This is a genomic window from Neisseria sp. 19428wB4_WF04 (genome assembly GCF_015235335.1).
In the GTDB taxonomy this organism is placed as follows: domain Bacteria; phylum Pseudomonadota; class Gammaproteobacteria; order Burkholderiales; family Neisseriaceae; genus Neisseria; species Neisseria musculi.
In genome coordinates, this window is sequence record NZ_JADGLG010000033.1 from 1 (window position 1) to 21,430 (window position 21,430).

The window sequence follows — 21,430 nt, forward strand, 5'->3', positions numbered from 1 at the left end:
GGGGGATTGTATGCGCGGCTGCCGGGAAAATCTACTATGGCGGGGTTGCGGCAGGGCGGGGTGCAATCGGAGAATGGGCTGGATTAGCAAGGCTGCTTTGTTATAGAATGTAATGGAACTCAGGTAAGCAAGAAATTGCTTGTTTTTTAATTGGTATGTTAAGAGGAAAACGAAATGTTCCCGGAATATCGCGATTTGATTTCTAAATTAAAACAAGAAGATGCCCACTTCGCCCGCTTGTTTGACGAGCATAATGCGCTGGACGACAAAATCACCGGCCTGACCAACAACCCCGTTACCGAAGGTTTGCAGGAAATCGAAGAGTTGAAAAAGCAGAAGCTGCATCTGAAAGACCAGCTGTATGCGATTTTGTTGAAAGCCGATAAAGCCGGAAAATAAACCGTTATCGATCGGAGCCGTCTGCAAAACCAAACCGACTCCGAGTTTCGGATGAGTTTATCGTCAGGCGGATAAAGCAGGTCGGATTCTGTATGGGTAGGGTTCGGCCTGTTTCATTTCGTATTGGCTTTGTTGCGGTTGGAATAGCAAAGCAACGGAATGGGTTCTGTGCCGCTTTGCCCGGTGCCGAAAATAAGGCGGATTCACTATAGGGGGCTGCGTTTATTTGGGGATATGGTGTTTGATCCGCCCGTGCGCGCAGATACACGATACACCCGGCATTACGGCAGCTTCTTGGTTTGTGCTGCCGGGGCGGCAATAAACGGTTTCGGTTTGGAGGGCATTGGAGGGTGTTTGAATCTGATTATGAAAAACTGCCCCAGCCGGCGAAATGGCCGGGGCGGTTTTATGTTTTCAGACGGCCTTGTATCTAGGCCTTATTTCGAACGGTGTTGAATTCGGGCATCAGGCGCGCTTGCGGAATTCGCCGGTGCGGGTGTCGATTTCCACTTTGTCGCCGTTTTCAACGTAGGCCATCACTTGGATTTCGGTGCCGCCGACCAAACGGGCGGTTTTCATCACTTTGCCCGAGGTGTCGCCTTTAACGGCAGGCTCCGTGTATTCTACTTCGCGTACGATGATGGTGGGCAGCTCCACGGAAATCGGATTGCCTTCGTAGAAGGTTACCTCGCACACGTCTTCCATGCCGTCCACAATGAATTTCAGCGCATCGCCGATGTTTTCGGCTTCCACTTCGTATTGGTTGAACTCTTCGTCCATAAAAACATACATGGGGTCGGCAAAATAGCTGTATGTGCAGTTTTTGCGCGCCAACACGACAACATCGAATTTGTCGTCAGCTTTATAGATGGTTTCGGTGGCGGCGCCGGTGAGCAGGTTTTTCAGCTTCATGCTCACTTTGGCCGAAGAGCGGCCGCCTTTGATATATTCGGTTTTTTGCACCACCATCGGGTCGTTGCCGACCATAAATACGTTGCCGGCACGCAGTTCTTGTGCGGTTTTCATCATGTTTCCAATCAATATCGGGTGAAAATAAAACGCACTATTTTAGCGGCTTTGCTTGAATTTGGCTAGTTTTTCTATGGCACTGGGCTGTGAAAACAGGTGTTTTTGCCAATCCGACACGCTTTTGCGCCAGTTTGCGTGGCGGCTTTGCAGGGTCTGCCAGGCAGCCAGGCGTTGTGCGGCGGTGAGCACGGCGGCGCCGTTGAGTTCGTCCGACAATATTCGGTGGGCGTTGCGGACGGCCTCGGGGTAGCAGGCATAGGTTTGGTTCCAAAAGGCGTGCAGTTTTTCGATATGCGCTGCTTCTTCTTGCGGATAGATGTGCCAGAAAAAGGGTTTGGCGGCAAATTGGGCGCGCACAAAGCTGTCTTCCCCGCGCACAATCAGGCCGTCTGAAAGATGCAGCAGGCGGTCGAAATCATGCTGCGGCACGAAAGGAATGCGGATTAGGGTTACGCAGGCCGTCTGAAACATGTCTCCCGCCTGTTGCAGGGCATGGTGCGGAATGGCGGCGGCAGTTTTGAGGCTGTCGATAATCTGCCTGCCGGAGAGCAGCAGGGTGATGGGTTGGCCGCTTTGCCGCCACATCTCCAGCCATTGGGCCCAAACGGGGCTTTCGTAGCCGAACAGCAGCCATTCGGGGGCAGTTTTTTCGGTCAGCAGCAGGCGGGCGCGCCATTGGGCGGTGTTGAAACGGCTGCGTTCAGCGTAATCCCATTCGCGCAGCAGGCCGCCGCTTTTTTCGCTGAAGCCCATAAACCAGAAATATTTTTGCAGGCCGTTTGGTTGCGGAGAGGGTAGGGCGTGCAGACGTTCGTTGCTGGTTTCAGCACTCAGGTATTCCCAATTCAGCCACAGCGGCCGGTTGGCGGCTATTGCGGCGATGGCATTCGGCGGCAGGTTGCAGGCGAAGGTTTCGATAACGGTGTCGGGCGGCGGGGCGGATTCCAAGCCTGCTGCGCGGTCGGAATTCCACAGGCGGATATGGATATTTTGATACACGCAGGGCGGGGCGGGCAAATCGGGGCAGAGCACGCGCAGGGCTTGGGGGTTGTCTGTCCATAAATGCACCTGCCGGCCGAGTTCGCGGTTGAGCATCTGCGCGAGCCGCCACGATACGCCGATGTCGCCGAAATTGTCGATAACGGTGCAGAAAAGCCAGCAAACCGGCGGGGATTCGGTTGGGGTTTGCGGCGCAAGGTGCGGCCGGCTGCGGTGTTCGGAGGGCATCATCGGTTTCCATATATTCGGAGTGCGGGATTATCGCTTCGGGGCGGATTGTCAAGAAAAATATTTTCTTTATCCACATTAATAGTTACCGCATTGACAAGCGTGCCGATTAATGGGCCTGACACCGGTTGGATATGTTTATCTATTTGATAAATAATATATTTTTATTCAGGCTTAATTTTTGTGCAACCCTGTGCGGGGCTTGATTCTGCGGGAAAAACACGGCGATTCTACAAACTTTCCACACAGTTATCCACAGCTTTTGTGAGTAAGATTTAAAGGCTTGATTTGGATTGGGTTTATATTTTCGTCATGTGGAAAGGCCGTCTGAAAACGGAAGTTTCGTTTTGTTTTCAGACGGCCGATGGTTTTAAAAAAACCGCGTTTATTTTATTTGGCGCAGATAGTGCAGCAACAGCGGCACGGGGCGGCCGGTGGCGCCTTTTTCTTTGCCCGATTTCCATGCGGTGCCGGCGATATCGAGATGCGCCCACGGGTAGTTTTCGGTGAAGTAAGATAAAAATGTGCCTGCCGTGATGGTGCCTGCGCCGGGGCTGCCGATGTTGGGCAGGTCGGCAAAATTGGATTTGAGCTGCTCTTTATAGGAATCGAAAAGCGGCAACTGCCAGGCTTGATCGCCGCTTTCGCGCGAGGCGGCCAGCAGGCTGTCGGCCAGCTCTTGATTGTTGGCCATCAGGCCGCTGACCTCGTGGCCCAGCGCAACGATGCAGGCGCCGGTGAGGGTGGCAACGTCAATCACGGCTTTGGGTTTGAGCTGCTCTGCGTAGGTTAAGGCATCGCACAGAATCAGACGGCCTTCCGCATCGGTGTTGAGCACTTCGATGGTGAGGCCTTTCATGCTCTTTACAATATCGCCCGGCTTGTTGGCGTGGCCGGAGGGCATGTTTTCGCAAGTGGGGATAAGCGCGGTCAGATTGACGGGCAGCTTGAGTTTGACGGCGGCACAGAATGTGCCGATAACGCCGGCCGCGCCGCACATATCGTATTTCATTTCGTCCATATTCAGGCCGGGCTTGAGCGAAATGCCGCCCGAGTCGAATGTGATGCCTTTGCCCACCAGCACCACCGGCGCCGCTTTTTTATCTGCCGCGCCGAAATAGGAAAGTTCGATGAAATAGGGTTTCTGTTTGCTGCCTTTGGCCACCGACCAAAAAGCCCCCATATGTTTTTTGATATAGCTTTTATCGAACACTTTCACCGTGGCACCGAGCTTTTCGGCCTGTTTTTTTGCTGTTTCGGCGAGATATTCGGGCGTGCATTCGTTGGGCGCGGCATTGCCGAGGTCTTTGCACAGCGACATGCCGTAAACCAGGGCATCGGCTGTTTTGAGCGCATCTTTTACGGCCCGGCCGTGTTCGGGGCTGAAAAATACTGCTTCGGCCAACCGGGCGGGTTGGGATTCTTTTTTATAGCGCTCGAAGCGGTAAACCGCATTGCCCAAGGCAGTCGCGAACACTTCGGCAATCAAGGCGGCAGCTTCTTGGCCTAACGGGGCGAGGCAGATGTTTACCGATTCCTGCTTTTGCGCCCATGCGGCAGCTTCGGCGGCGGCCTTGGCTGCGGTTTCGCGCCCGGTATCCGGCAGGCACACCACCGCAACGGCTTTCAGACGGCCGTGTTCGGAAATTTTGGTTTCGGCGAAAGTTTGGCCTTTTTCTAAAGAGCCGCAGAGCAGGGCGGCGGTTTCGTTATCGCTGTTTTCGCTGCAGGGGCAGGCTTTTTCGCAGATATAAAGCAGGGCGCCGGCGGTGTCCGGCTGCAATTTTTCGGCTTTTGTGCTAAATTTCACGCTGACTCTCCTAGATGAGTGGTTATCCCTAAAGAATTTTTTCAGACGGCCCTGCCGATATCGACAGGCCGTCTGAAACATATCGGCCTGATTGTACTCCATCACCGGCATACCCGAAACCTCAGGAGGAACCTTAATCCGGCCATCTCTGCCATCCAAAGCGGCTATTTATGATTTATCAACGAAACTTTATCAAAGAACTCTCTTTCACCGCTGTGGGCATTTTTGTGGTGTTGCTGGCGGTGCTGGTGTCCACGCAGGCCGTCAACCTGCTGGGGCGTGCCGCAGACGGCCGCGTGGCGGTTGATGCAGTGGCCGCGCTGGTGGGCTTTTGGGTTGTCGGCATGACACCGCTCTTGCTGGTGCTCACCGCCTATATCAGCACGCTCACTGTGCTGACCCGTTATTGGCGCGACAGCGAAATGTCGGTTTGGCTCTCGTGCGGGCTGGCGCTGAGGCAGTGGATACGCCCTGTGTTGCAGTTTGCCGTGCCGTTTGCCCTGCTGATTGCGGTGATGCAGCTTTTCGTGATGCCGTGGGCAGAGCTGCGCAGCCGCGAATACGCCGAAATCTTAAAACAGAAACAGGAGCTTTCATTGGTGGAGGCGGGCGAGTTCCGCACGCTGGGCAAGCGCAACGGGCGTGTGTATTTCGTGGAAACTTTCGACACCGGCCCGGGCATTATGAAAAACTTGTTTTTGCGCGAAACAGACGATAAAGGCAACGACAACATCGTTTTCGCCAAAGAAGGCACGTTTTCACTGCAAGACAACAAGCGCACGCTCGAGTTGAGCAACGGTTACCGTTACAGCGGAACACCCGGCCGGGCCGATTACAGCCAAGTGTCGTTCGAGCATTTGAGCCTGATTATCAGCACGGTGCCGAAAATCGTTGATCCGGTTTCACACCGCCGCACTATTCCCACCGGGCAGCTTTTCGGCAGCAGCAATCCGCAATACAAGGCCGAGTTGATGTGGCGGCTGTCGCTGCCTGTGAGCGTATTGCTTCTGAGCATACTGGCCGTGCCGCTTTCTTATTTCAACCCGCGCACGGGGCACACTTATAATATCCTCATTGCCATCGGCATGTATTTGGTTTACCAAAACGGCCTTACCTTTTTGCGCAATGCGGTGGAAGGCGGCAAACTCAATTTCTGGCTCGGTATGCTGCCTATGCACATACTCATTGCCGCCGTTGCCGTTATCCTGCTGCGTGTGCGCAGTATGCCCGCACAGCCTTTTTGGCGCGCTGTAAAACTCAGCTTGAAAGGCGGTGCCAAATGAAGCTGATTACCCGCTACCTTATCCGCCAACTCAGCGTGATGACGGTTTACGCACTGCTGGCCTTTCTGGCACTTTACAGCTTTTTCGACATCATCAATGAAGCAGGCGATTTGGGCAAAGGCAGTTATAACGGCAGTAAAATGATGCAGTATGTGTTGATGCAGATGCCTGCCCACGCTTACGACCTGATGCCGCTGGCAGTATTGATAGGCGGGTTGGTTGCCTTGAGCCAGCTCGCTTCCGGCAGTGAAATCACGGTGATGAAAACCAGCGGCATGAGCACTCAAAAGCTGATTACCGTTTTGTTGCGCTTCGGCCTGATATTTGCCGTTGCCACCGCGGCTTTGGGCGAATGGCTCGCACCATCACTGAGCCAACGTGCCGAAAACATGAAAGCCACCACCATCAGCGGCCGCATCAGCACAGGCGCGCAGGGTTTGTGGCTGAAAGAACAAAACAACATCATCAACGTGCGCGAAATGCTGCCCGACCACACCTTGCTGGGCGTGAAAGTGTGGCGGCACAATGAAGCCTTCCAACTGGTCGAAGCGGTGGAAGCAGAATCCGCCACACTCAATCCAAACAACAGCTGGCAGCTGCAAAACGTGCGCCGCAGCCTGCTTGACGGTGAAGCAGTGCGCACCGAAACACATGCCGAACAAAACTGGCCGCTCAAGCTGCAACGCAGCCTGCTGGAAGTGTTACTGGTAAAGCCGGAACAGATGTCGGTGTCGGAGCTCACCACCTATATAGGCCATCTGAAAAACAACCGGCAGCAGACCAAGCTCTACGAAATCACTTGGTGGCGCAAACTGATGTATCCTGTTGCCGCACTGGTGATGGCTTTGGTGTCGCTGGCGTTTACCCCGCAACACACCCGCCGCGGCAATATGGGGCTGAAGCTGTTTGGCGGTATCTGTTTGGGGCTGGCGTTTCACTTCACCGGCCGGTTGTTCGGCTTTACCGGGCAGCTTTACGGCTTTCCGCCGCTAATCGCCGCTGCGCTGCCGACCGCGCTGTTTGCCGTTTTGGGCGTGTATCTGATACGCAGGCAGGAAAAACGCTGAATCCGGCCTGAGAGAAACACAAGCCGTCTGAAAAAGTAATTTTTTTATATTTCATCAGCTTGTTGAAAAGTGGTTTATCAAGCTGAAAAAACGCTTGCGCAAGTTTGGGGATTTTGGTTTAATCGCATCTTCGCAATGCGAAAGGGTGATTAGCTCAGTTGGTAGAGCGTCTGCCTTACAAGCAGAATGTCGGCGGTTCGACTCCGTCATCACCCACCAAGTTTCTTATACGGAGTGGTAGTTCAGTTGGTTAGAATACCGGCCTGTCACGCCGGGGGTCGCGGGTTCGAGCCCCGTCCACTCCGCCAAACCCTTTTCAAAAAAGCAAAGAAAAAAGCACCGGCTTGAAGCGGTGCTTTTTTCTTTATCTGTTTTTTTGCAATCTGTTTTCAGACGGCTTGAGCACCGGAAAACCCCGGCCTGTTTACACCCTCTGTGTGAAGGTTTGTTTGGGAAACCGCCGTGAAGACCTGTTTCGGGGGCTTAGAGATTGATCAACGATGCCCAAAGCCCAAAGCCCAAAGCCCAAAGCCCAAAGCCCAAAGCCCAAAGCCCAAAGCCCAAAGCCCAAAGCCCAAAGCAAGGTGAAACAGTGTTGCTTGATGTTGCAAAGTTAAAGCAAATCTACACTTTTCAAGAATAAGGAAAAGATTTCCGGTCATTCCGTTACATTTGCGTAAGATATGTTTTGTCTGACCCCAAAAAATTCCAATGCTGTGATTAATATAATATGCTTTTGTCGGCCGGCAAACCGCTGTGGTTTATCCGGTAAGGGTGGAATCTGCCGGTGTCCCTATTGGGCTGAATACCCAAAATATCGGCAGCCACGTGCGGCGGCTTCGGGTACAAAATATTCAAGCAGTTTTCTTGAGAGGCTCTTGCTGAATCTATAAAGTGCTATCCCCATTTTGACAGCCTGTCGAGATTGCCCATCTATGTCAGCCCCAAAATAAAAGCGGTGCAGTATAAAAAGTGCAAACCATCTGGACTTTCCGGTAATCTGACTTTTTCGATATCCAAGCCGTCTGAAATTTAGGCTGTTTGGAACGGCATTTATAGTAGATATCAAGGCATTTTGCGGCACCATGCCCAAGTGCCCTGTTCTATGCCCAGCTCGAACAGGTTGAGCCTTCCCACTGCCACCCTCACCAAGCGCAGGCAGGGATAACCCGCTTTGGCCGTCATCCGCCGCACTTGGCGGTTTCTGCCTTCGCTGACGGTGATTTCCAACCAAAAATCAGCAACGGTTTTGCGTTCCCGAATGGGCGGGTTGCGCGGCCACAAACGCTCCGGCTCTTGCGGCGGCAAAACCCTCACTTTTGCCGGGCGGGTGATAAAGCCGCCCAAGTCCATGCCTGTGCGCAGTGTATCGAGCCGCGCTTCATCGGGGCTGCCTTCCACTTGCGCCCAATAGGTTTTTTCTTTGCCGTGTTTGGGGGCGGCAATCTGCGCCTGAAGGCGGCCGTTGTCGGTGAGCAGCAGCAGGCCCTCGCTGTCGGCGTCCAGCCGCCCTGCGGGGTAGAAACCCGGTATATCGATATAATTTTTGAGGCTTTTGTGTTTTTCGTGCGCGGAAAACTGGCAGATAACGCCGTAAGGTTTGTTGAAAACAATCAGTTTTTTCATGAATGCCGCCGTTTATTGAGGCTGGATTGGTTGACGATGGAAAGCTGCTGCCGGCAGGGTGTTGGTTTTGCTGTGGGTGCAGCTCTTGGCCTGTGCCGTATTTTATAGTGGATTGGTCCACTTTTGATACGGGCAGCCGGCCGGCAGTGCAAGACAGTGACGAAAGGCGCGGTGCGGCAATGCCGTCTGAACTGTTGTAACGCCGGGTAAACTATAACGCCGGGTAAAACGGTGCGGATTTCTGCGGATGAAGCCGCGGTTGTCTGTCTTTTGCAAGCGTGGCAAATGCTGCCGGCAGCGGCATACAAAAAATATTCAGGCCGTCTGAAAACTGCTTTCAGACGGCCTGAGCCTTCGGTTATCAGCCGGCTAAGCCGTTAGCCCCCCATTTGGGGGATAAGTGGCAAGCCGCAGACAGTATATTGAAGATATTATGGTATTTTAAAATAATTGGCCGCGCGCGCCGTTATCGGGCTTCGCACCTGCCTGTTTTCTTCCTTATCCTGCCGCCGCCGGTCAAGTATGGCAGCCACAGGCCGATTTTGCCTGTCTACTGGCACCGGCGGCAAAAATCAAGCATAATCTCAAAGCGTTTGCGCAGTTTCACGCCATGCCTGCCGCGCTTTTGCAGCGGGCTTGTTAAACTGCAAAGAAAAACACCCGTAAACAGGAGACACCATGAGCTATATCAAAGTACCCGCAGAGGGTCGGAAAATCGTGCCCGGACAAGCCATTCCCAACAACCCGATTATCCCCTTTATCGAAGGCGACGGCATCGGCGTGGATATTACCCCCGTAATGATTAACGTGATTGATGCGGCCGTAGCCAAGGCTTATGGTGGCGAGAAAAAAATCCACTGGATGGAGGTTTATGCCGGCGAAAAAGCCACCCGCGTTTACGGCGACAATGTTTGGCTGCCCGAAGAAACGCTGGAGGCGCTGAAAGAATATTCGGTATCCATCAAAGGCCCGATGACCACGCCCGTAGGCGGCGGTATCCGCTCGCTGAATGTGGCGCTGCGCCAAGAGTTGGATCTATACCAATGCGTGCGCCCTGTGCGCTATTTCAACGGCGTGCCTTCTCCGCTGAAGGATCCGAGCAAAACCGATATGGTGATTTTCCGTGAAAACACCGAAGATATTTATGCCGGTATCGAATGGGAAGCCGAGAGCGAAGCCGCCCAAAAAGTGATTGCTTTCCTGCAGAACGAAATGGGCGTGAAGAAAATCCGCTTTCCCGCCACCTCCGGCATCGGCATCAAGCCTGTGTCGAAAGAAGGCACCGCGCGCTTGGTGCGCGCCGCCATCCAATACGCCATCGACAACGACCGCGACAGCGTAACTTTGGTGCACAAAGGCAACATCATGAAGTTTACCGAGGGCGGCTTCCGAGATTGGGGCTACGAATTGGCCAAAAAAGAATTCGGTGCCGAACCTATCGACGGCGGCCCGTGGTGTGCATTCAAAAACCCGAAAACCGGCAAAGAAATCATTGTTAAAGATGCCATTGCCGATGCTTTCCTGCAGCAAATCGTTTTACGCCCCGCCGAATACGATGTGATTGCCACACTGAATCTCAACGGCGACTATATATCTGATGCGCTGGCTGCGCAGGTGGGCGGCATCGGCATCGCACCGGGAGCGAATATTTCCGACCAATACGCCGTATTCGAAGCCACCCACGGCACCGCACCGAAATATGCCGGCCAAGACAAAGTCAACCCCGGCTCGCTGATTCTCTCTGCCGAGATGATGTTGCGCCACCTGGGCTGGAAAGAGGCCGCAGATTTGGTTATCGAATCCATGGAAAAAGCCATCGGCGACAAACAGGTTACTTACGACTTTGCCCGTCTGATGGAGGGTGCCAACGAAGTATCCTGCTCTGCTTTCGGCAAAGCCATGATTGAACGTATGTAACCAGGCCGTCTGAAAAGGCTGCCTGAAGGCCGTGCAGTATGTGCTGCACGGCCTTTTCAGACGGCTGCAGCAAGAACCACCGATATTTCGAAAAACAGATTAAACATTATCTGTATACCGCCCGGCGCAAAATCCCTATGGTGATGGTGAATCGGCTTATCTCCACTAGGGCATGTTGTGCCTTAGTTGAAAGAGAGCGGTTTTGCAAATTGTTGAAGCGGCAACAGAGCCGGTTGTGCAGTGTTTTCGGTTTGCTGCATTAAAGTGGATTGGCTACAGTGATCGTTTGGCAACCACACTCCGCTACCACCGCTCTGCATCAAGCCTATACATAGGTTACGGCCGGTATAAAACAGCAATACAGCGGCAATATAGTGAGTGTGGGGCCGGCTTTTCCCAATCATGGGCAAGCCCGAATGAGCAGCCCAACCGATTAAGGTGAATTTAAATGGAATTCATAAACTTAATGTTCATACAGCCCAAAAACCACTAACTTTCTTGACACCTTAAACAGACTTGTTTATAGTTCACGCTTCTTTACGGAGTAGTGGCTGAGAGGCTGAAGGCACACCCCTGCTAAGGGTGCATCTGGGCTAAAACCTGGATCGAGGGTTCGAATCCCTCCTACTCCGCCATAAATATTCATTCAAAGCCGGTGTTCAATCACCGGCTTTTTTTGTATTGACAAAAGTGGTTTTATTCAAAACGTCTTCAGCGATGAATCTGCGCATTACCGGCTGCGGCGGGGGGGCGAAGAGAAGCAACATCAATCAGGGCAGGGAAGGGCGGTAGGTAGGCGTGTAACGGCCGTATAAATGGGATAACAGGCCGTCTGAAAGGCCAGTATTGCACATAGGCCGGCTGCGGTTTCAGAGAAACACCGTTTCGCGCCGGTTTTTTATGAAGGCAGTAATGGCGGGTTTACACCGGTAGGAGTTAATGTGAATATGGGTTAAATTTGGTTTATTGTTTTAATGGTATTAATTTATTTCTACCTATTGATGATAATTATTGTAATTTTCAGAGTGGAAAGTTAAGTAAAAGTAAAGAAATGTTATGATTTTGTGGTATGATGAGCACTCGGTTTTTACAACAACGATAAGCCGCTGCTTGCAGCAGGCACGGCGGTTCACAATCATACGGAGGTTTTTATGTCGGTTTTCTTTCTGCAAATCATTATTCTGATAGGCTGTGCATCGCTGGTTACTTTGGCTGCGCTGTGGTTGGCCGAGCGGGATTCTTTTTAACTAAATCTTTTTAACTAAAACTGTCAATGTTGCGGGAGGCCGTCTGAACAATCTGTTTCAGACGGCCTTTAGTGTTGCAGGCGTTCAAAGAAAAAACACAGCGGCTGTGATGCAGGCGGTTTGCAGCCGCTGCCGCAGCTCTACTTCATTTTCAGTACAAAACAGCAGGGTGCAGAATGCACAGACGGCAGCCCGATCTCAGAGATGGTCAAGGAACCGGCAGATTCACGATAATATCAAGCCATACCGTAAAAAACACGATTGGCCAAGCAGTCAGCCAACTTGGCTCCGCTGCGTCTTTGCTGCGTTTTAGCCAAAAAACAACTTTGCAGGCCGCCGGCGTGCAAACAGAATCGGCCGGCATTGTTCTATTTGTTTTACCTGCTTTGTTGGAAACCGTTGATCCATAACCCGGGTTTCAGGCCGTCTGAACAGACTTGCGGGGGCAGGGCTGAGGCGTTTTAAAAGACAACCCGTCAAGCCGGTTTGTGTTTTATAATTCGGTCGTTTGAAACATTCAATAACTGTTGTTCTCCGGCAGGTGTGGATTGCACCTTACAGCCGTCAGGTTTTTTATTGCAGCAACTTACGAAAGCCAGACAAGGTTTCCTACGTGCCGATGGCGGGTAGGCGCTGGGCGGTATTTTATAAATTTTGCAACAGTTTCGGCCCGAGGGTTTGTATTACAAGCAGCACTGCGGCCTGAAGCGGCGGTGCCCGGCAAAGGCTGCGGCTGGTTTCTTGATTTGATTTTTAACGGTATTTTATGTCTTATACCATTACTTTTGCCCCCGATGATGCTGCTTTTACCGCAGAAGCGGGGGAGCCGGTTTTAAACGCCGCCAAGCGGCAGGGTTTGAATCTGCCGCATTCCTGCCAAAGCGGTATTTGCGGGCAGTGCAAAGCTGAGCTTGTCGGCGGCGAAGTGGCACAGGGCGCGCATGCGGAGTTGGCGTTGAGCGCCGAAGAGGCAGCGCAAGGTAAGATTTTGATGTGTTGCGCAGTGCCGCAAAGTGATATTGTGTTGAAGGTGCCGGGCTATAATGGTGCGGCCATGCCGCCGGTGAAAACTTTTCCTGCCCGGGTGGCTTCGGTGGTTTACCAGCATGATGTGGCTGTGTTGACGCTGGCTTTGCCCAAAGCGCCGCCGTTTACATTTTTAGCCGGGCAATATATTGATATTTTGCTGAAAAACGGCCAGGTGCGCAGTTATTCGATTGCCAACAGCCCGGCGCAGGCCGAAGCTTTGGAGCTGCATATCCGCAGGCGCGCGGGCGGTTTGTTTTCAGAGATGCTGTTTAGCGAAAATGCCTTGATTCAAGAAAAGGTAATTCTGCGTGTACGCGGCCCGTTGGGTACGTTTACCTTGCAAGAAAGCGGCAAACCTGCAATTCTGATGGCTACGGGCACAGGATTCGCACCGATTTGCAGTATTTTACGGCAGATGGTAGAAAACGGTGATACGCGCGCTGTGCATCTTTATTGGGGCGCGCGGCATGAGGTTGATTTATATTGTTTGCAGCAGGCGGCGGATTTGGTTTCACGGCTGCCCGATGCCCGTTTCACGCCGGTGCTTTCCCGCCAAAACGATAATTGGCAGGGGGCACAAGGGTATATCCAAGCTCATGTTGCGGCGGATTATCCCGATTTGTCGGGACACGAAGTGTATGCCTGCGGCTCGCCCGGTATGATTGAGGCGGCGCGGCAACAACTTGTAGAACAATGCGGCCTGCCCGTTGATGCATTTTTTTCGGATGCGTTTTCGCCTGCAGTTTAGGGCAGTTCTTGGTTTTTGACAGACTGTTTATTGTTTGGCCCATGCCGGCAGAATGCTCGGCATACGGCAAAGTTTGCTAGAATGCAGTGTTTTATTTTGAAATGTTTTGTTGAAAAGCGGCAGAGGCCGTCTGAAAACAGTTATTTAGGAGCATAATATGTCAGACAAACTGATTTTGGTATTAAACTGCGGCAGTTCTTCTTTGAAAGGCGCGGTGTTGGATAACGACAGCGGCGGGGTATTGCTCAGTTGCCTGGCAGAAAAACTGAACCTTCCCGATGCGTATATCACGTTTAAAGCCAACGGCGAAAAGCGCAAGGTAGATTTAGCACGCAATCCCGACCATACCGGAGCGGTGGAAGCACTGATGGAAGAATTGAAAGCCCACGGGCTCGACAGCCGTATTGCAGCGGTCGGCCACCGCGTGGTCAGCGGCGGCGAGCTTTACAGCGAATCTATTGTAATTACGCCGGAAGTGGTGGACGGCATTGAAAAATGTATCCCCCTCGCGCCGTTGCACAATCCCGCCAACCTGCTGGGCATCCGCGCCGCACAAAATATTTTCAAAGGCCTGCCGAATGTGGCCGTGTTCGACACCGCTTTCCACCAAAGTATTCCCGAACACGCCTACACTTATGCCGTGCCGCGCGAGCTTTACCGCAAATACGGCCTGCGCCGCTACGGCTTTCACGGCACCAGCTACCGCTTTGTTGCCGATGAAACCGCCCGCTTTTTGGGCAAAGACAAAAACAGTCTGCGCATGGTTATCGCCCACTTGGGCAACGGCGCATCGATTGCCGCCGTTGCCAACGGCGGATGCCAAGATACCAGCATGGGGCTGACTCCGCTGGAGGGTTTGGTCATGGGCACCCGAAGCGGCGATGTCGATCCGAGCATCTTCTCGTTTTTGGCCGAAAACGCCAACATGAGCATCACACAAGTTACCGATATGCTCAACAAAAAATCAGGCCTGCTGGGCATTTCGGAATTATCCAACGACTGCCGTACCATCGAAGAAGAAGCGGGCAAAGGCCACGAAGGTGCCAAACTGGCATTGGAAGTGTTTACCTACCGTTTGGCCAAATACGTTGCCGCTATGGCAGTAGCCGCCGGCGGCTTGGACGTTTTGGTGTTTACCGGCGGTATCGGCGAAAATTCCAACTTGGTCCGCAGCAAGGTGTTGGGTTATTTGGGCTTTTTAGGCTTGGTCGAAGACAGGCAGGCCAACGAAAACGCCCGTTTCGGCAATGCCGGCGTGATTACCGCTGCTGACAGCAAAGCGTTGGCGGTGGTGATTCCCACCAATGAAGAATTGATGATCGCCCACGACACCGCCGGTTTGAGCGGCCTGTGATAAAACGGCGGTTGCCTATTGGGAAAACCCTGCATAAAGCAGGGTTTTTTATTGTGCTGCATCTATCAGAATCCGGCAGCCCGCCAAACAGCCGTGAGCCTTTGCAAAATACTTTAAGCCGTCTGAAAGGCTTTTATACCGTTATTTACTATACCGTTATTTACGCAGAGGCCGGAATGCCGGATAAAAATATTGAAATATCGATTAAGCAAATACCGGGAAATTGAATGCCCGGATCCTCGCCCGGGCAGGGAACAGCGGGCTTGCAGGGTTGGCATGGCCGTATGAACAGATTGATTTGAAAAATATTTTCAGACGGCCTGGCATTCGGATAATATAAAACGGCGCTGCGGTGTTTTCCCGGCTCGGCTTAAAGAGTGCCATTTTGCCGGCTGCTGAAGCAGCAACAGAATCGCCATCGTGACGCCGTGTTGTTTTGGAGTTCTTTGTCTTGCCCGTTTCATGTCGGCCTGCTGTATGGTTTGAAATGCACACAGCCGCCGTTGTTTGCGGTCAAGACGGTATTCGGCAAAATATTATGGTTGTTCTGTTTCGTCAAACAGGCCGTCTGAAAGCGTTTCTGCGCCGTTTTCTGTTGCGCCGCCGTCTTTCACATGGATTTCGATTTCGGCGAAGTTTTCAGGCTGCACAATGCGGACCAAGCCTTCTTTGGCCAACTCAAGCAGGGCGATAAAGTTCACCACCACATACACCACTCCCTGCCCGGGTTGGAACAGCTCCGAAAAACGGCAGAAACCCCGGGTGTTGAGGCGGCGCAGAATGGCCGACATCTGCGCGCGCACGGATACCGCATCCTGCACCACCGCATGGCTTTTGGTGTGTTTGGCGCGGGAAAGTATGCCCAGCCACGCTTCGGTAAGGTCGGCGGTGTGCACATCGGGCAGTTTGGCTGCAACGGCGATTTCCAGCGGCAGATAGGCCCAGGCGAAATCGCGGCCGGCGCGGGGCAGGGCATCGAGGCCGGCCGCGGCCAGCTTCATCTGCTCGTAGGCCAGCAGGCGGCGCACCAGTTCGGCGCGCGGGTCGGCCTCCTCGCCCTCTTCGGTGTTTTCGGGCTGCGGTAGCAGCAGGCGTGATTTGATTTCAATCAGCACTGCCGCCATCAATAAATATTCGGCTGCCAAATCAAATTGGTAGGCTTCCATTTGGGCAATATAGTGCAGATATTGTTCGGTGATTTTGATCATCGGAATATCCAGCACATCAATATTCTGCTTGCGGATTAAATAAAGCAGTAAATCCAGCGGCCCCTGAAAACTGTGCAGCACCACTTTGAGGGCATCGGGCGGAATAAACAAATCTTGCGGAATATCGGTAACGGGCTGGCCGAAAACCCAAGCCACGGTGTTTTCAGACGGCCTTTGCAGGCATTCGCCGGCGGCTACCGTCATTTCCCTGCCCCTATGTGTCCGACAGCGGCTTGCGCGCAATAAAGGCCGAACGGTGCGGTAACGAGCATACTCGCGCCGTAGCCGGCACACGACAAGCCTTGCGGAGCATTGGAGCCGTCTGAAAAAAGGCCGTCTGAAAGATTATTGCAACACGCTTCGGCCGTTTGCGGAGGGGTGATGTTTTCGGTGGAAAACACGCACGGCACGCGCATTTTTCCGCCGCCGCGCGGGAAGCCGTAGCGTTTGCGGAGGGTGTAGCGCAGATTGGACAGCAGCGGGTCGTGGGTGGCACTGCTCAAATCGCCGGTGCGGATTAAAGCCGGGTTTTTGCGGCCGCCGGCGCCGCCGCTCACCACAAACGGCTGGCCGTGTTGCACGAAATAAGCCGCCATTGCCGCTTTCACGCGCACTTGGTCGATGGCATCGATAACGAAATCGAAAGGCCGTCTGAAAATCTCATGCAGGTTTTCTTCGGTAACGAAGTCTTCGATTTCGGTTACGCGGCAGGCAGGGTTGATTTGCAGAATGCGTTCGTGCAGCGCCGTTACCTTGGCCTTGCCGAATTCGGCCGTGAGCGCGGGCAGTTGGCGGTTAACGTTGGATTCGGCCAGGTTGTCCAAATCCACCAGCGTTAAGGCACCGATACCGCTGCGCGCGAGTGCCTCCACCGCCCACGAGCCGACACCGCCTACGCCCACCACACACACATGAGCGGCAGCAAAACGCTGTAGGGCGGCTTGGCCGTAAAGGCGGGCGATACCGCCGAAGCGGCGGGAAAAAATCGAAGCGGTGTCTTGCATGATTCTGCCTTGTGGTAAGTCAAGCACAATAAAAAAAACGCTGCTAAAACGGCGCAACGGTATTATACTTGAACGGAGCCGGCAGAGTTGGATTGAGTCCGGAGGTTCGACACTTCAAATAAGGAGAAGAAGATGTATAAGCATTTGGTTGTTGCCGTTGACGGCAGTGCGACTTCCCTCAACGCTTTGAAGCATGCCGCCGATCTGGCAAGTTTCGGCAGCGCGCGGCTGACTTTGGTGCACGTTGCCAATCCTGCCGAATATATGGCGTTGGCACCCGAATTTTTACAGCATGAAAGCTACGAAGCCGCCGCTGTGGCGCAGGGTAACGAAGTGCTGGATTTTGCTGAAAACAACGCCAAAGAGCAGGGCGCGGCGAATGTGGTGAAGCATCTGTTGGTGGCCAACAAAGGTGCGCGGGAAATGGCGCAGGAGTTGGTGGATTATGCTGATGCGCAAGGTGCCGACCTGTTGGTGTTGGGCACCCACGGCCGCAGCGGCCTGATGCACCTGCTGATGGGCAGTTTTGCCGAAACCGTGATGCGCCAAAGCCATCTGCCGCTGTTGATTATCCGCAGCACGGAAGATGAATCGGAATAAAGCCGTTGGAGCCAGCCGGGCTGAAAAGCAGGGATCCGCCGTTTGCAACAGCGGCGGGTTCTGGTTTTTATGTTTTATATATTTGCTGCTTTCAGACGGCCGGCCGTCTTTAAATGGCTTTAGATAGAATATAATCCGAACCTGCCAGAACGGGCAGGTTTATGCGGCGGCGTTTTGCCTGCAAAAACCGCCGCCAAATGCCGTTGGCTGTATCCGGCTTCCGACAAAAATCCCGTTGGACAGTATATCCGCAGCCTGCAAAATATGAGATTATCTTGTCATCATTAAAAATTAAAAACAATCACGGAACAATCCGCTGTGTACCGCTGCCCCGAGTTGGTGCAATTTCAATCTAAAAGCAAAGGCAATCCGGTGCGGCAGTGCAGCCTGAGCTTTTCTGCTTTGATATGGGGGAGTTCTCTGTCAAACTCTATCTCTATGTGGTGGGGCGGTAATGAGCGGTGGATGATGCAAAAGGGAAAGCCGCAGCCGACAGGATGCTGGTCGATAAAGCCTATGATATTGTACTGAATGATAAGGAATCGGGGGGGGGGGCGAAAACAGATTCGCTATCCTGTCGGAGATGATTCGAAAAGCGTAACGGCTTTTGGCCGCCATCTGCACCGTTGTGGTCGTTCGGCAGAAAATCACTACCGGAATTTTAAATGGTGGGGCATCGCGATGTGTGGTGCGGAGAGGCTGGCTTTATTGGTGGCAGTCGAAATTTGGATGCTGGCGGTGTAACTGGAAATACCGTAGTCAGATTGTTGGCTCTTGCACTGCTTTTGTGAAATATTATATTTTGATTAATAACTTATTTAAGTTTAAACTTCTTTTATCTACTTTCAACAATCCCGTGAGGTTTTACATGAAACAGCTTAAATTGTTTCTGCTGTGGGGGGCTGTGATATTGGTTGGCTTGGCTGCCTTTACCACATTGGCCTTGAGCCGCGGTGAGCAGGTTAATGCAGTATGGATGGTGGTTGCCGCCATATCCGTTTATTGCATCGCCTACCGCTTTTACAGCCTTTATATTGCCAAAAATGTAGCGCAACTTGATGCCAATCGGCTTACGCCTGCCGAGCGGCATAACGATGGCTTGGACTATGTGCCTACCCACAAAGGTGTTTTGTTCGGTCACCACTTTGCCGCGATTGCCGGTGCAGGCCCGTTGGTCGGCCCCGTACTCGCCGCGCAAATGGGTTATCTGCCTGGTACGCTATGGATTATCTTCGGCGTGGTGTTTGCCGGTGCCGTCCAAGATATGATGGTGCTGTTTGTGTCGATGCGCCGAGACGGCAAATCTTTGGGCGACATTGTCAAGCAGGAGTTGGGCACGGTAGCCGGTGTGATTGCCTCTGTCGGCATTTTGATGATTATGGTCATTATCATGGCCGTGTTGGCACTGATTGTAGTAAAAGCATTGGTACACAGCCCCTGGGGCACCTTTACCATCGCCGCCACTATTCCGATTGCGCTGTTTATGGGCATCTACACCCGCTATATCCGTCCTGGAAAAATCGGCGAAATTTCCATAGTCGGCTTTATTCTGCTGATGTGTGCAATTGTGTTTGGCGAAGATGTGGCGCAAAGCTCCTATGCCTATATTTTTGATTTGGACGGCATCCAGCTTACTTGGGCAATTATGATTTACGGCTTTGTGGCTGCTGTGTTGCCCGTTTGGCTGCTGCTGACCCCGCGAGATTATCTCTCTACCTTCCTGAAAATCGGCACCATCATTGCGCTGGCAATCGGTATTGTGATTGTCGGCCCCGCACTTCAGATGCCTGCGGTAACCAAATTTATCGATGGAACCGGTCCCGTGTTTTCAGGAGACTTGTTCCCTTTCCTGTTTATTACCATTGCCTGTGGTGCCGTTTCGGGCTTCCATGCGCTGATTTCGTCAGGCACCACCCCAAAAATGGTTGAAAACGAAACCCATGTGCGCATGATTGGCTACGGCGGTATGCTGATGGAGAGCTTTGTAGCGATTATGGCATTGGCTGCTGCCGCTTCGCTTGACCCCGGCGTGTATTTCGCTATGAACAGCCCGGCCGCACTAATCGGCACAGATACGGCCAATGCTGCCCAAGTTATCACCAACCAGCTGGGCTTCCCCATCGAAGAAACTGTTTTGCTGCAAATGGCAAAAGATGTGGGTGAACACACCATTCTTTCCCGTGCAGGCGGTGCTCCCACTTTGGCAGTCGGCATGGCCAACATTATGAGCCAGCTGATTTCAGGCCCCGGCATGATGGCTTTCTGGTATCACTTTGCTTTGCTGTTTGAAGCCCTGTTTATCCTAACAGCAGTTGATGCCGGCACGCGTGTGGCACGTTTTATGATTCAGGATTTGGGCGGTATCTTCATTAAACCTTTCGGCAATACCGACAGCCTGCCTGCTAATCTGATTGCCACCGTAATGGCCGTAGCATTGTGGGGTTATTTTCTTTACACCGGGGTAACCGACCCATTGGGCGGCATTAATTCTTTATGGCCGCTTTTTGGTATAGGTAACCAAATGCTGGCCGGTGTGGCACTAATTATGGTAAGTGTCGTGTTGGTGAAAATGAAACGCGAACGCTATGTGTGGGTATCATTGGTGCCAGCGCTGCTGTTGCTGTTCGTAACCTGCTACGCCAGCCTGCAAAAACTGTTTCACAGCGATCCGAAAATCGGCTTTTTGGCGCACGCCGCCAAATTTAATGATGCTGCGGCACGTGGTGAAGTATTGGCCCCGGCCAAAGATCTTGCCCAAATGAGCCGCATTGCTTTTAATGATTATGTTAATTCCGGCCTTACCATAATTTTTCTTTCTGTGGTCGTAATCGTGGCAGTTTACGGATTGCGGGTTGCAAGGAAAGCGCGCAAAGTAGCTTGGGCTACCGCTAAAGAAGTTCCTCCCGTTTACCGCAATGAGGTTCCGCAAAATGAGCTTTAACCTACTGCAGCGTATAAAAAATACTTGGAAAACTACCCGTCTTACTATCGGCCTGATAGTTGGTATACCGGATTATCAAAACTATGTGACTCGGCAACGTAAGCATAATCCCAATGCACCTGTAATGACCGAGTTGCAGTTTCGGGACTATTGTAGCAAGCGTCGCAGCGGCTCTTCAGGAGGGCGTTGTTGCTAATATGGTTTCCAATTTGAAAACACCCTGATACTTGTTTTGTATAGGGTGTTTTTCAGACGGCTTTGCAATAGATACTGATTAAATGTCTTATAATTTATTCACGGGGTTTGGGAAGCACTCCCCAATATATTGCATCGGTACTTAGCTTGTGAACATTGGTGGCAGATATTTTGAGGTGGTGTCATGGAATTTTTCGGTACTAAGTGCGGCTTGGTGCGGGCGGTAAAATCATCGCTCCCTTCATCCTAAAATGCAAAGGTAAGTTTATATAGGAACTGTTTCGGATGCATCCAAACCTACATTGTAGAAGGCCATCCGAGGTCATATTGCGGTTAAAAACGTAGTTTATACTGAAGATATCCAAAATGGGTCGGTATAGCTTTGCAAAATATTATTTAGGAATAACTATGGCAATAATAAGTTTGCCTGTAGTACACAGTATATCAACGGTACCGAATCTTTTTGGGCTATGCTGAGCATGCTGTTGAAGATGCTGGGATGAAGATGCTGAGAGGAATCCTTTAAAATTAATTTTGATTCTTAGACTCCCGATTCGATTTACTGGTGTTTAAGGTAAAAAAATAACGTAAAAAATATTGACACTTTCCAAATCATCGCTATAATTGACTCTATTTCCCCGATAGCTCAGTCGGTAGAGCAACGGACTGTTAATCCGCAGGTCCCTGGTTCGAGCCCAGGTTGGGGAGCCAAATATCCATACTCTAACCACATTTGGTTCAGGGCA

At 52.2% G+C, this 21,430-nt stretch carries 17 protein-coding genes and 4 tRNA genes; 15 read left to right on the top strand and 6 right to left on the bottom strand.

The annotated features are described in order from the left end of the window. The first annotated feature begins 174 nt into the window (after window positions 1–174). Window positions 175–399 carry a YdcH family protein gene (locus IR141_RS08105; protein WP_135035751.1) on the top strand — a complete coding sequence of 75 codons (225 nt, stop codon included), beginning with the start codon at window positions 175–177 and terminating at the stop codon, window positions 397–399. A 465-nt stretch (window positions 400–864) separates the two neighbouring features. Here IR141_RS08105 and efp read toward each other — a convergent pair whose 3' ends face one another. The 3 genes from efp to IR141_RS08120 form a co-directional block, all read right to left on the bottom strand. Further along, window positions 865–1,425: an elongation factor P gene (efp, locus tag IR141_RS08110; protein ID WP_085366796.1), complete on the bottom strand. Its 561-nt coding sequence runs from the start codon at window positions 1,423–1,425 to the stop codon at window positions 865–867. Window positions 1,426–1,467: 42 nt separating this feature from the next. Next, a complete protein-coding gene (gene earP, locus IR141_RS08115; protein WP_135035804.1) occupies window positions 1,468–2,655 on the bottom strand; it encodes an elongation factor P maturation arginine rhamnosyltransferase EarP in 1,188 nt (395 codons plus the stop codon). Between the two features lie 385 nt (window positions 2,656–3,040). Next, a complete protein-coding gene (locus IR141_RS08120; RefSeq protein WP_135035807.1) occupies window positions 3,041–4,465 on the bottom strand; it encodes a leucyl aminopeptidase in 1,425 nt (474 codons plus the stop codon). Window positions 4,466–4,635: 170 nt separating this feature from the next. On the opposite strand from IR141_RS08120, the gene lptF reads away from it, so the two are divergent. The 4 genes from lptF to IR141_RS08140 all read left to right on the top strand — a co-directional run bounded on the left by lptF (window position 4,636) and on the right by IR141_RS08140 (window position 7,123). Beyond that, entirely contained in the window at window positions 4,636–5,748 is a 1,113-nt protein-coding gene (lptF, locus tag IR141_RS08125) for an LPS export ABC transporter permease LptF (RefSeq protein WP_135035754.1), read from the top strand. Continuing rightward, window positions 5,745–6,815 carry an LPS export ABC transporter permease LptG gene (gene lptG, locus IR141_RS08130; protein WP_135035757.1) on the top strand — a complete coding sequence of 357 codons (1,071 nt, stop codon included), beginning with the start codon at window positions 5,745–5,747 and terminating at the stop codon, window positions 6,813–6,815. Before lptF ends, lptG begins: the two co-directional genes overlap by 4 nt. Window positions 6,816–6,958: 143 nt before the next feature. Further along, window positions 6,959–7,034, top strand: a tRNA-Val gene (locus IR141_RS08135). Between the two features lie 12 nt (window positions 7,035–7,046). Next, window positions 7,047–7,123 (top strand) — tRNA-Asp (locus IR141_RS08140). 757 nt (window positions 7,124–7,880) lie between these two features. Here the strand turns inward: IR141_RS08140 and IR141_RS08145 are convergent. After that, window positions 7,881–8,441 carry a pseudouridine synthase gene (locus IR141_RS08145; RefSeq protein ID WP_135035760.1) on the bottom strand — a complete coding sequence of 187 codons (561 nt, stop codon included), beginning with the start codon at window positions 8,439–8,441 and terminating at the stop codon, window positions 7,881–7,883. 678 nt (window positions 8,442–9,119) lie between these two features. On the opposite strand from IR141_RS08145, the gene icd reads away from it, so the two are divergent. From icd to IR141_RS08175, 6 genes are all read left to right on the top strand, one after another. Next, entirely contained in the window at window positions 9,120–10,358 is a 1,239-nt protein-coding gene (gene icd / locus IR141_RS08150) for an NADP-dependent isocitrate dehydrogenase (RefSeq protein ID WP_135035763.1), read from the top strand. A gap of 541 nt (window positions 10,359–10,899) precedes the next feature. Next, window positions 10,900–10,993 (top strand) — tRNA-Ser (locus IR141_RS08155). Window positions 10,994–11,781: 788 nt separating this feature from the next. Then, window positions 11,782–12,015 (top strand): hypothetical protein, encoded by a 234-nt coding sequence (locus IR141_RS08160; protein ID WP_135035766.1) that lies wholly within the window; start codon window positions 11,782–11,784, stop codon window positions 12,013–12,015. A gap of 356 nt (window positions 12,016–12,371) precedes the next feature. Continuing rightward, complete coding sequence (locus IR141_RS08165) at window positions 12,372–13,382, top strand: 2Fe-2S iron-sulfur cluster-binding protein (protein WP_135035768.1); 1,011 nt, start codon at window positions 12,372–12,374, stop codon at window positions 13,380–13,382. 157 nt (window positions 13,383–13,539) lie between these two features. Continuing rightward, complete coding sequence (locus tag IR141_RS08170; RefSeq protein ID WP_135035771.1) at window positions 13,540–14,736, top strand: acetate kinase; 1,197 nt, start codon at window positions 13,540–13,542, stop codon at window positions 14,734–14,736. Further along, window positions 14,733–14,963, top strand: a complete 231-nt coding sequence (locus IR141_RS08175) for a hypothetical protein (protein WP_135035774.1) — start codon at window positions 14,733–14,735, stop codon at window positions 14,961–14,963. The genes IR141_RS08170 and IR141_RS08175 overlap by 4 nt, the downstream gene beginning before the upstream one ends. Before the next feature lie 309 nt (window positions 14,964–15,272). Here the strand turns inward: IR141_RS08175 and IR141_RS08180 are convergent, their stop codons facing one another. Both IR141_RS08180 and IR141_RS08185 read right to left on the bottom strand, forming a co-directional pair. Then, the gene (locus IR141_RS08180) at window positions 15,273–16,148 is read right to left on the bottom strand and encodes a ScpA family protein (protein WP_135035777.1); all 876 of its coding nucleotides are present in this window, start codon (window positions 16,146–16,148) and stop codon (window positions 15,273–15,275) included. After that, window positions 16,145–16,948: a ThiF family adenylyltransferase gene (locus tag IR141_RS08185; RefSeq protein WP_135035780.1), complete on the bottom strand. Its 804-nt coding sequence runs from the start codon at window positions 16,946–16,948 to the stop codon at window positions 16,145–16,147. The genes IR141_RS08180 and IR141_RS08185 overlap by 4 nt, the downstream gene beginning before the upstream one ends. A gap of 132 nt (window positions 16,949–17,080) precedes the next feature. Here IR141_RS08185 and IR141_RS08190 point away from each other — a divergent pair, with 132 nt between their 5' ends. The 4 genes from IR141_RS08190 to IR141_RS08205 all read left to right on the top strand — a co-directional run bounded on the left by IR141_RS08190 (window position 17,081) and on the right by IR141_RS08205 (window position 21,395). After that, the gene (locus IR141_RS08190; protein WP_135035783.1) at window positions 17,081–17,548 is read left to right on the top strand and encodes a universal stress protein; all 468 of its coding nucleotides are present in this window, start codon (window positions 17,081–17,083) and stop codon (window positions 17,546–17,548) included. A gap of 868 nt (window positions 17,549–18,416) precedes the next feature. Beyond that, on the top strand, window positions 18,417–20,489 hold the full coding sequence (locus tag IR141_RS08195) for a carbon starvation CstA family protein (protein ID WP_135035786.1): 2,073 nt from the start codon (window positions 18,417–18,419) through the stop codon (window positions 20,487–20,489). Beyond that, window positions 20,479–20,685: a YbdD/YjiX family protein gene (locus tag IR141_RS08200; RefSeq protein ID WP_135035789.1), complete on the top strand. Its 207-nt coding sequence runs from the start codon at window positions 20,479–20,481 to the stop codon at window positions 20,683–20,685. Before IR141_RS08195 ends, IR141_RS08200 begins: the two co-directional genes overlap by 11 nt. A 634-nt stretch (window positions 20,686–21,319) precedes the next feature. After that, a tRNA-Asn gene (locus IR141_RS08205) sits at window positions 21,320–21,395 on the top strand. Window positions 21,396–21,430 lie beyond the last annotated feature (35 nt).

Excerpts from the sequence above, each read along its gene's own strand:
- IR141_RS08105 (WP_135035751.1), top strand. The coding sequence starts at position 175 with ATGTTCCCGGAATATCGCGATTTGATTTCTAAATTAAAACAAGAAGAT.
- efp (WP_085366796.1), bottom strand. The coding sequence starts at position 1,425 with ATGAAAACCGCACAAGAACTGCGTGCCGGCAACGTATTTATGGTCGGC.
- earP (WP_135035804.1), bottom strand. The coding sequence starts at position 2,655 with ATGCCCTCCGAACACCGCAGCCGGCCGCACCTTGCGCCGCAAACCCCA.
- lptF (WP_135035754.1), top strand. The coding sequence starts at position 4,636 with ATGATTTATCAACGAAACTTTATCAAAGAACTCTCTTTCACCGCTGTG.
- lptG (WP_135035757.1), top strand. The coding sequence starts at position 5,745 with ATGAAGCTGATTACCCGCTACCTTATCCGCCAACTCAGCGTGATGACG.
- IR141_RS08145 (WP_135035760.1), bottom strand. The coding sequence starts at position 8,441 with ATGAAAAAACTGATTGTTTTCAACAAACCTTACGGCGTTATCTGCCAG.
- icd (WP_135035763.1), top strand. The coding sequence starts at position 9,120 with ATGAGCTATATCAAAGTACCCGCAGAGGGTCGGAAAATCGTGCCCGGA.
- IR141_RS08160 (WP_135035766.1), top strand. The coding sequence starts at position 11,782 with ATGCACAGACGGCAGCCCGATCTCAGAGATGGTCAAGGAACCGGCAGA.
- IR141_RS08165 (WP_135035768.1), top strand. The coding sequence starts at position 12,372 with ATGTCTTATACCATTACTTTTGCCCCCGATGATGCTGCTTTTACCGCA.
- IR141_RS08170 (WP_135035771.1), top strand. The coding sequence starts at position 13,540 with ATGTCAGACAAACTGATTTTGGTATTAAACTGCGGCAGTTCTTCTTTG.
- IR141_RS08180 (WP_135035777.1), bottom strand. The coding sequence starts at position 16,148 with ATGACGGTAGCCGCCGGCGAATGCCTGCAAAGGCCGTCTGAAAACACC.
- IR141_RS08185 (WP_135035780.1), bottom strand. The coding sequence starts at position 16,948 with ATGCAAGACACCGCTTCGATTTTTTCCCGCCGCTTCGGCGGTATCGCC.
- IR141_RS08190 (WP_135035783.1), top strand. The coding sequence starts at position 17,081 with ATGTATAAGCATTTGGTTGTTGCCGTTGACGGCAGTGCGACTTCCCTC.
- IR141_RS08195 (WP_135035786.1), top strand. The coding sequence starts at position 18,417 with ATGAAACAGCTTAAATTGTTTCTGCTGTGGGGGGCTGTGATATTGGTT.
- IR141_RS08200 (WP_135035789.1), top strand. The coding sequence starts at position 20,479 with ATGAGCTTTAACCTACTGCAGCGTATAAAAAATACTTGGAAAACTACC.